9 protein-coding genes are annotated in these 9,116 nt (G+C 29.1%); all 9 read right to left on the bottom strand.

Features of this window, described 5'->3' with window-relative positions:
* Window positions 1–63 precede the first annotated feature (63 nt).
* Entirely contained in the window at window positions 64–1,524 is a 1,461-nt protein-coding gene (gene malQ, locus HMPREF2782_RS05520) for a 4-alpha-glucanotransferase (protein WP_070641415.1), read from the bottom strand.
* Complete coding sequence (locus tag HMPREF2782_RS05515) at window positions 1,521–2,564, bottom strand: LacI family DNA-binding transcriptional regulator (RefSeq protein WP_070641414.1); 1,044 nt, start codon at window positions 2,562–2,564, stop codon at window positions 1,521–1,523. The genes malQ and HMPREF2782_RS05515 overlap by 4 nt, the downstream gene beginning before the upstream one ends.
* A 4-nt stretch (window positions 2,565–2,568) precedes the next feature.
* Window positions 2,569–3,405, bottom strand: coding sequence for a carbohydrate ABC transporter permease (locus tag HMPREF2782_RS05510; RefSeq protein WP_004839659.1), 837 nt, complete (start codon window positions 3,403–3,405; stop codon window positions 2,569–2,571).
* The gene (locus HMPREF2782_RS05505) at window positions 3,405–4,250 is read right to left on the bottom strand and encodes a carbohydrate ABC transporter permease (protein WP_004839658.1); all 846 of its coding nucleotides are present in this window, start codon (window positions 4,248–4,250) and stop codon (window positions 3,405–3,407) included. The genes HMPREF2782_RS05510 and HMPREF2782_RS05505 overlap by 1 nt, the downstream gene beginning before the upstream one ends.
* Before the next feature lie 141 nt (window positions 4,251–4,391).
* On the bottom strand, window positions 4,392–5,762 hold the full coding sequence (locus tag HMPREF2782_RS05500; RefSeq protein WP_070641413.1) for an ABC transporter substrate-binding protein: 1,371 nt from the start codon (window positions 5,760–5,762) through the stop codon (window positions 4,392–4,394).
* Window positions 5,763–6,171: 409 nt separating this feature from the next.
* Complete coding sequence (locus tag HMPREF2782_RS05495) at window positions 6,172–6,435, bottom strand: hypothetical protein (protein WP_070605586.1); 264 nt, start codon at window positions 6,433–6,435, stop codon at window positions 6,172–6,174.
* Between the two features lie 8 nt (window positions 6,436–6,443).
* A complete protein-coding gene (locus tag HMPREF2782_RS05490; protein WP_070641412.1) occupies window positions 6,444–6,698 on the bottom strand; it encodes an ion transporter in 255 nt (84 codons plus the stop codon).
* Window positions 6,699–7,100: 402 nt separating this feature from the next.
* Window positions 7,101–7,832: a TIGR03915 family putative DNA repair protein gene (locus HMPREF2782_RS05485; RefSeq protein ID WP_070641411.1), complete on the bottom strand. Its 732-nt coding sequence runs from the start codon at window positions 7,830–7,832 to the stop codon at window positions 7,101–7,103.
* Window positions 7,833–7,835: 3 nt separating this feature from the next.
* Entirely contained in the window at window positions 7,836–9,071 is a 1,236-nt protein-coding gene (locus tag HMPREF2782_RS05480; RefSeq protein WP_070641410.1) for a putative DNA modification/repair radical SAM protein, read from the bottom strand.
* Window positions 9,072–9,116 lie beyond the last annotated feature (45 nt).

Raw genomic sequence — 9,116 nt, 5'->3', positions numbered from 1 at the left:
TATTCGTGCTTGAGGGTTTGTCTACGCTCTGATTTTACAGGGTAAATCTATAATATTATGAATTTATTTCCTATTTTTTTCTATAATTTCTTTCAAAAATTCTTCTTTTTCTTTTAATTTTTCCATTGATTTGAATTTATAAGACCAATTTTTTTCATCCAAGGTGGCTGGTGTATTTATTCTTGCTTCTTTGCCCAAGCCCAAAATATCTTGTAGAGGAATTATTACATATTCGCTATCGCACCTCATTGCAAATTCAAAAAAATTATCGTAAATATTTTCGTTTCTTATGCCGATTTTTTGGAAAAGTTTGTTTATATTTTCTTTTTCTTCTTCGCTTAAATCTTCAAACCAATCCATAATAGTTTTGTTATCATGAGTTCCTGTATAACAAATCGAATTTTCTGGTGCGTATATATAATTTTTTTCAGTTGCTCTTATATCTGTTTGAATTATTACCATTCCTTTTAGGTTAAAATAATCTCTAAGCTCAAAAACTTCTGGTCTTATTTCGCCTAAATCTTCCGCAATAAATTCTACATCTTTCAAATCTTTTTTTATTTTTTCAAACAATTCATAGCCAGGTGCAAAAAGCCATTCGCCTTCTATGGCTGTTTCATTTTTTGAATCTATTACCCAATAAGTATCAAAGGCTCTAAAATGGTCAAGCCTTACTATATCGTAAAGTTTTCCGTTATAGGCAAGTCTATTTATCCAAAAAGAAAAATCATCTTCTTTTATTTTTTCCCAATTATAAATAGGATTGCCCCATCTTTGTCCTGTAGCTGAAAAATTATCTGGTGGAACACCTGCAATTAATTTTGGATTGCCATCTTTTGTTATTTCAAAATATTGTTGATTTTCCCAAACATCAAGGCTATCAAGTCCTACATAAAAAGGAATATCTCCAACAATTTTTATATTATTTTCGTTGGCATAAGCCTTTAATTTCATCCATTGTTTGTAAAAAATATATTGAACAAAAATTTCATAATTGATTTTGTCTTCATAAGCTGTTAAATCGAATTTTTTATCTACAATCCAATTTTTCATCTCATCTGGCCATTCATTCCAGCTTCTTAAATTATTTTCTTTTTTTAAAGTTATAAAAACGCCATAATTATACACAAAATCGAATTTCAAAAAGTCTTCGTAGGCTTTTGTTTGATTTTCTTCAGTTTTTTTAAAATTTTCGTAGGCAATTTTTAAATATTTTTCTTTAAATTTTCTTACAAAATTATAGTCAATTCTTTCTTTTTGCTCTATTTTTTCAGCCCTTTTTTCAAGCAGTCCGTCTTCATATAGCAAGTCTAAACTTATATAAATTTCATCTCCAGCAAAAGAGGAATATGGCTGGTAGGGAGAATTTCCATATCCTAGGGGATTTAATGGCAAAATTTGCCACATATCGAATCCTGATTTTTTGATTATATCTATAAAATCAAATGCAGCTTTTCCAAAATCTCCAATCCCATTTTCTCCATTTAGACTTTGAAGGGGTAATAAAATACCTGCTTTTTTCATTCTAACTCCTTACTAACAATTGGTGCTGTTGTTTTTCCTACAAACAATTCAGCATCAAATTCCATTATCTTTTCATACGGTTTTTTCTTTATTATTTTAAATAAATCTTTTACTGACTCATAAGCAATTTCTGATGCTGGTTGGACTATTGTTGTGATTGGTTTTAATAAATATTTATTTATTTCCAATCCATCAAAACCTGCAACTGAATAATCTTGCGGAACTTTTTTACCAAAATCATCTATTGCCTTAATTGCTCCCATGGCGACTACATCAGATATTGCAAAAATAGCTGTGCATGGAATATTTTTTTTCACAATTTTTTTGCCTACTTCATATCCGTGTTCCATGGAATAGGGATTTGTTCCCTTTTTTGGATAAAAAATTAATTTTTCATCAAATTCTATCTCATTTTCTTCTAGGGCTTTTTGGTAGCCCATAAGCCTTAACTTTCCTATACTTTGATCTTCAATTCTTGGCGCTATAAAAGCAATTTTTTTATGCCCAATGCTTATCAAATAATTTACTATTTTTTTGCTTTGAACAAAATCATCTACACCAAGACAAGCTGATTTTTTTATTTTTAAATCTTTGTTTATTATTGTCGTCATTGTAAAAGGAATTCCCAAAGAATTTAATTTTTTTCTATCTTCTACAAAATATCCGCCCAAAAATATTATTCCTTCAGGCTTTAAATTTTTTACAACTTTATAAGCTATATCAATTTCACTTAAATGTTCTTCTACTTTTTGTAGGGCAAAAGTGTAACCTGCTTTTGTTATTTCTTCTTCGAGAACCTTTAACATTGGTGTAAAAAAAGGATTTGTAATTCCTTTTATGAGAACTGCTATTGTTTTTGTTTTTGTAATTTTTAAATTTCTTGCATTTTGATTTGGCACATAGCCTAAATCATCAATGGTTTTAAGAATTTTTTGCTTGGTGGCATTACTTATTTCTCCACCATTATTTATAGCTCTTGAAACAGTGCTCACACTTACCCCACACATAGATGCTATGTCTTTTATGGTTACTCTTTTCAATTTTTTATCCTTTAATTGCTCCTGCCGCAACTCCTTTAACTATGTGTTTTTGCATTGTCAAATAAAATACTATAACTGGCAACATACTAAGAACAAGCATAGCCATCATAGCTCCCAAGTCTTTGTTTCCATTACTTCCTACAAGCATTTGGATTACAACTGGAATTGTTTTGTATGGAGTACTTACTCCTATTACAAGATATGGAAGAAGATAATCATTCCAAATCCACATTGTATTTAAAATTGCAACTGTAATCGCTGTTGGTTTTAAAATCGGAAGAATTATATAAAAGAAATGTTTTATTGGCGAACATCCATCTATCATTGAGGCTTCTTCGATTTCTATTGGGATTGATTTTATAAATCCTGAAAACATAAATACTGAAAGCCCACTTCCAAATCCTAAATATAAAACAACCATACCGATTGGATTATTTAAATGTAGAAAGTCTGCAACTTTTATTGTTGGAAACATAACCATTTGGAAAGGTACTATCATTGAAAATACAAACAAGTAATAAATCACTTGTGTAAATTTATTTTTTACTCTTGTTAAATAATAAGCAGTCATCGCTGATAAAAGTACAACTACAAAAACTGAAATTATTGTTATAAAAAATGACCAACCTGCAGCTTGGAAAAATCCTGTTCTTGCAAGTCCAGAAACATAATTTTCAAGCCCTGCAAAAGTATCTCCTGTTGGAAGTGTAAATGGAGAATCACTTATGAAAAATTTTCCTTTAAAGGAATTCATAAGGATAAAAGCAATAGGAAATAAGAAAATCCCAAGTAGAAATAACATTATTACAAACAAAATTGCATTTATAGTTTTTTCTTTCATTATTGTTCCACCTCTTTTTCTCTGGTAAGTCTGATTTGAAGATAGGCAATGGCTGCTACTATAATAAAGAAAATAACCGCTTTTGCTTGTCCAACTCCTTCAAATCCATTTCTTGAAAACATAGTATCTACTATATTCAAAGCTAACATTTCCGTCTTATACAATGGTGCTCCTGCTGTTAATGCAAGGTTTTGATCGTATAATTTGAAACTGTTTGTTAGTGTTAAAAATGTACAAATTGTAATTGATGGCATAACCATTGGAATTGTTATAGATTTTAAAGTTTGCCACTTGCTTGCTCCGTCGATTTCAGCAGCTTCTATAAGTGATGGTGGGACATTTTGAAGACCTGCTATATAAATTACCATCATATAACCAATCAATTGCCAATTCATAAGTATTACCAAGCCCCAAAATCCATATTTTTGATTTGCTAAAAGCGTTTGTCCAAAATTTAATAAAAATGAATCAATCATAACTTGCCAAGTATAACCAAGGACTATTCCACCGATTAAGTTTGGCATAAAAAATACAGTTCTAAATAAATTTTTGCCTCTAATTTTTCTTGTAAGAACAACAGCTAGGGCAAAGGCTATAACATTTATAGAAATTACACAAACTATAGTAAATAAAACCGTAAAAACAAAAGCTCTGCCAAATCTTTGTCCGCTTGATAAGGCTGTTACATAATTTTGAAAACCTACAAACTCAGAATTAAAAATTGTAGTGAATTTTGTAAAAGAAAGTCCGATTCCAAGTATAAAAGGAATAATAAAAACTATACAAAATACTAAAAAAGTAGGTAATACAAAAAATGGGAAATATTTTTTCAATATTTTTTCCATAAAAACCTCCTTTATGGATTTATTTTAAAAAAAGTCTGAATGCAGGATTGATTTTTAATCAAGCTAACATACATTCAGACTATTTTTTTCTATCACAAGATAGATTAATTTAACCTATAATCTTTTTTGGCTGCTATTTTTTTATTTTGCAGCAGCTTTTTCATCTTTCCATGTTTTTACAAAAGAATCTTTAACTTCATCCCATTTCATTTCTCCAGATGCATATTGTCCTAGAGCTTGTCCAAAGAAATCTTTGAATGCTTGGCTTGGGAATGATGTGAAGTTCCAATCAATATTGTATAAGTCTTTGTCAGACATATATTTTACAACTTCTTTTGCAAGAGGATCTGATGGTTGATCTTTTTCTTCAAATGTATCGAAAGGTGAAATGAATCCTAAATCTTTTGTTACAAATTCTTTTCCTTTTTCAGAAGTAAATAACCAAGTTAAAAATTCTTCTGTAGCTTTTTGATCTTCTTTGCTAGCTTGTGAATTTACAGAGAAGAAGTTTTCTGTACCAACACAGATACCTTGTTTTTCTTCGCCTTTAACACCTGTATAAATTGGCAAGAATTTAATGTTTTCTTCTTTAACTTTGTTTCCAGAAACTTCAGAAATTTGACTCCAAGCCCAGTTACCATTTTGAACAAAAGCAGCTTTTTCAAGAGCAAATTCAGCCATAGAATCTGTTACAGCTTTTCCTGTTAAAGCATTTGGATCAACTGTAGAATTTTTAATATAAAGATCAAAAATATTTTTGTAATTATCAGCATATTTAAATTTAACTTCATCCATATCTTTAACTTTATTATCTTTATATTCATAATAAATTGGTAAGTTTGCTAAGTGAGTTTGCCATCTCCAATCTTCACCTGGTTTTAAAGATGTAGAAGCAAAGGCTCCATCGATGCCAAGCTCTTCTTTTTTAGCTTGCATATCTTCAGCAACTTCTTTTAATTTTTCAAAATTTTTGATTTCATCAACACTTTTAATCTTTGCACCGTCAAGGCCTATATATTTTTGTAAAATTGCATCGTTGTAGATAATTCCATATCCTTCAACTACATAAGGAATACCAAATACTCCTTCTCCATCCTTAACAGCAAGTTCTTTGTCGATAAGATGTTTGTAAAGTTCAGAATCTTTCAAATCTTTTGTGTAATCTTTCCAATTTTTGTAACCAATAGGACCGTTGATTTGGAAAAGAGTTGGTGCATCCTTTTTAGTAATTTCTGCTTTCAAAGTAGATTCATAAGTACCACTTGCAGCAGTAACAACTTTTACAGCAACGCCAGTTTCATCAGTATAAGTTTTTGCGATTTTGTTCCAAACTTCCTCAACTTCAGGTTTAAAGTTTAAATAATAAACAGAACCCTTTGCACTTTCTCCACTTCCTGCACTTCCTGCATTAGAATTGCTGTTGTCAGCATCATTTTTTTGTCCACAAGAAGTAAGAGCAAGAGAAGATGCAAGCACTAAAGCAGTTGTCAATAACGTTTTCTTTAATTTCATAAAAAATATTCCTCCATTTTATTTTCCAACTAACCAAAAACATTTATAAAAAGAAAACCCCAAAAATCCCTCTATTAATATTTTTTTAGAATTTTTCAATTTCTTTGCATTTTTAAAAAATTTAAAGCAAACAGTTTTCGGTATCGTTTCCGTAAATTCACTATATCATATTCCAAAATAGAAATCAAGACTTTTTTTCAAAAAATTTAAAAATTTTCAAAAAATAAAATCCCACAATTCCAAAGGCTAAAAACAAAAATAAAATTTTACAAAAATCTTCCCAAAAAATTTATGAAATTTTTTATAAAAAATAAAAAATATTCATCAAAAAAATAATGATTTCCCTAAGACTTTTACTTCAAATTATTTTATCCAATAAAAAAAGACCATAAGGTCTTTTTACAATTTATTAAAAATAATATCCAATACTCATAGTAATTGGAAAAGCAAGTATTAAAAAAATATTTAAAAACGATAATATGATATTTCTATTTTTTATAGAAAAAAGCATTCCAATTATTCCCAAAATCGGGCAAATAAATATTGTTGCAAGTCCTAATGGCCTTAATCCGTTTCCCAAAACAAATTCCAAGCTATCAACTGGCAAAAATATTGCAACAACCCATATTACAATTCCCAAAATAAAAATTGGTACTTCAACTTGTCTTTTCATATCTCCTCCTAAATTAAATCACGAAAACTTGTAAGCATTATAATACCAAAACCAAGAATCATTAAAAATCTAAAAACAAATTCACTTTTTTTAAGTTTTTCTTTTTTTATAAAAGTTTTATAAGTCAATCCAAATAATATCATTGTCGAAAATATAGCGTTTGGTCCGCTGGTATTTAAATTTTTCACCCACGATATTATCATGACAAGAATATAAGAAAGACTTGCTCCTATAATTTGAAAATTTCTTGTCCTATCTTCCATATTTCTCCTTCATATTTTCCAAAGCCAAATACTTACTCTCTCTTTTAAATTTTACCCCAATAAAAAATATTAAATCCAATTTTATAATATAAATTTTAAAAAATAATTATATTATTTTCTTTAATAAATTAGATAAAACAATTAAACGTGTTATTTTTGCAATAAAAAAGGAGCTTGTGCTCCTTCAGACTGTTGACAAAGTATACAAATCCTCATGCTAAGAATATCATACGGAAAAAATTGATTTGATTTCAAATTTTAAAATTCGTCAAAAAACGCACTGTTTGAGCGTTAGCGAGTTTGCGTTTTTAGAATTTTGGAATTTAGAAATCAACAATTTTTGGAGTCAGATATTCGTGCTTGAGGGTTTGTCTACGATTTTAAAGGAGCTTGTGCTCCTTTTCAATTTTTTCTATTTTTTTCTGGCAAGTTTTTCCAGTATTTTTTTGGCATATTTTCTATCATTAGTTTTTTATTTTTTCTTTCTTTTATGGCTATGGCATCGTAGAATCCTATCCATAGATTTTGGAAAAATTCTTCCTTCTTACTTTCTTTTATATCAAGATTTAATATTTCTACCACTTCAAAATTTCCATAAATTGATACAAAAGCCTTGTTTCTATTTTTGTCGTATATTACAAATTTTTCCTTTGGCATTCTTTGTAAAAAATGTCTGGACAAATCTTCTAAAATATCGTTGTGTGATTCATATTTGGCAAACAAAAATCCTTCTTGGATTTCCTTAAATCTCAAAAGCCCCTTAAAGGTATGAGCCTCTCTTCCGTAATTTTTTACCATTTTATTAAAGGCTATGGCGTATTTGTTGGTTGATTTTGTAATTTTTTCTCCTTTTATAAAGGCAAGTTTTATAAGCCTTGCAATTATCGTGTCCTTGTTTTTATAATCTGATTTAAAGGCTATTTTTATATCACAAAAAAAATCTTTGGAAATATTTTTCTTTATGGAATCTTCAACTCTTTTTGCTTTTTCAAAATCTGTTTTTATATATTTTTGGTCAAGAAAAGAAATTTGGTCTTTTTCACTTTCTATTTTTATTTTGAAAATTTCTTTATATTGTGTAAAAATTACCGTCAAAAAACCTTCAAAAGTTCCGTCATAAACTATAATTTTCATATTTCACCCAAAAAATGATAATTGCTCAAAAGATTTCGGATCAGAAAGGCTCATCCTCTCTTTCAAATCTTTTTGGCTGTTGAATTTTAAACCTTGGTATTTCCCATTTACAGTTATAAAATTTCTGGCTTTTTTTACAGAAATATTTAAGGCTTTTAAATGACAATATTCAAGTTTTCTGTATTTTCTTGCATTTACAATTTTTCTTGCAGAAATTATTCCGATTCCTGGAATTTTAATTAAATCATAAAAGCTCGCCTTGTTGATTTCCATTGGAAACTTCGAAATATTATTTATCGCCCAATCTGTTTTGGGATCTATTCTTAAATCAAAATTTTTATTTTTCTCATTTAATAAATCAGAAGATTTAAAACCATAAAACCTCAAAAGCCAATCGGCTTGATAGAGTCTATGTTCTCTTAAAAGTGGAGCTTTTTTTATATCTTTTGTAAATTCACTTTTTACAACTGGAACAAAAGCTGAATAAAAAACCCTTTTTAATGAATAATCGTCATACAAATTTTCCGCCCTACTTACAATGTCAAAATCACTTTCCTCATCTGCTCCTATAATCATCTGGGTTGTTTGTCCCGCTGGAAGAAATTTTGGAGTATGCTTGTATAATTTAATCTCATTTTTCCTTTGGACAATTTTTTTATTGGCAAAATCCATAGAAGATTCAATCGCCTTTATAGATTTTTGAGGAGCTAGAATTTTTAGAGATTTTTCTAGAGGAAGTTCCACATTTACGCTCATCCTATCCACCAAAAGTCCCATTTTTTTGAGCAAATCAGAATCAGCGCCTGGTATTGATTTCATGTGAATATAGCCATTATAATGATATTCATTTCTCAAAATATCAGCAGTTTTTATCAAAAGCTCCATTGTATAATTTGGATTTTTTATAACTCCAGATGATAAAAATAAACCCTCAATATAATTTCTCTTGTAAAAATTAATAGTCAAATCCGCAACTTCTCTAGGAGTAAATTCCGTTCTCTTTGTGACATTTGATGACCTATTAATACAATATTCACAATCGTAAATGCACTTATTAGTAAATAAAATTTTTAAAAGAGAAATACATCTGCCATCCTCACTCCACGAATGACAAATCCCAGCAAGATGACCATTGCCCAATCCTTTTGAAGAATTTTTCCTACTAGAACCCGATGAAGAACAAGACACATCATACTTTGCAGCATCCGTCAAAATTTTCAATTTTTCTAAAGTATCCATAGCCCGCTCCTTTTAGACTCTTAATGTCTTATTATTATATAAGAA

The sequence above is a fragment of the Anaerococcus sp. HMSC068A02 genome (assembly GCF_001811125.1).
Classification (GTDB): Bacteria; Bacillota; Clostridia; order Tissierellales; family Peptoniphilaceae; genus Anaerococcus; species Anaerococcus vaginalis_C.
Note: the sequence above shows the minus strand (reverse complement) of the source record. Positions and strands in the feature narration are given on the sequence as shown.

What these genes read in the sequence shown, in the direction of transcription:
- malQ (WP_070641415.1), bottom strand. Translation starts at nt 1,524, where the DNA reads ATGAAAAAAGCAGGTATTTTATTACCCCTTCAAAGTCTAAATGGAGAA.
- HMPREF2782_RS05510 (WP_004839659.1), bottom strand. Translation starts at nt 3,405, where the DNA reads ATGAAAGAAAAAACTATAAATGCAATTTTGTTTGTAATAATGTTATTT.
- HMPREF2782_RS05505 (WP_004839658.1), bottom strand. Translation starts at nt 4,250, where the DNA reads ATGGAAAAAATATTGAAAAAATATTTCCCATTTTTTGTATTACCTACT.
- HMPREF2782_RS05500 (WP_070641413.1), bottom strand. Translation starts at nt 5,762, where the DNA reads ATGAAATTAAAGAAAACGTTATTGACAACTGCTTTAGTGCTTGCATCT.
- HMPREF2782_RS05495 (WP_070605586.1), bottom strand. Translation starts at nt 6,435, where the DNA reads ATGAAAAGACAAGTTGAAGTACCAATTTTTATTTTGGGAATTGTAATA.
- HMPREF2782_RS05490 (WP_070641412.1), bottom strand. Translation starts at nt 6,698, where the DNA reads ATGGAAGATAGGACAAGAAATTTTCAAATTATAGGAGCAAGTCTTTCT.
- HMPREF2782_RS05485 (WP_070641411.1), bottom strand. Translation starts at nt 7,832, where the DNA reads ATGAAAATTATAGTTTATGACGGAACTTTTGAAGGTTTTTTGACGGTA.
- HMPREF2782_RS05480 (WP_070641410.1), bottom strand. Translation starts at nt 9,071, where the DNA reads ATGGATACTTTAGAAAAATTGAAAATTTTGACGGATGCTGCAAAGTAT.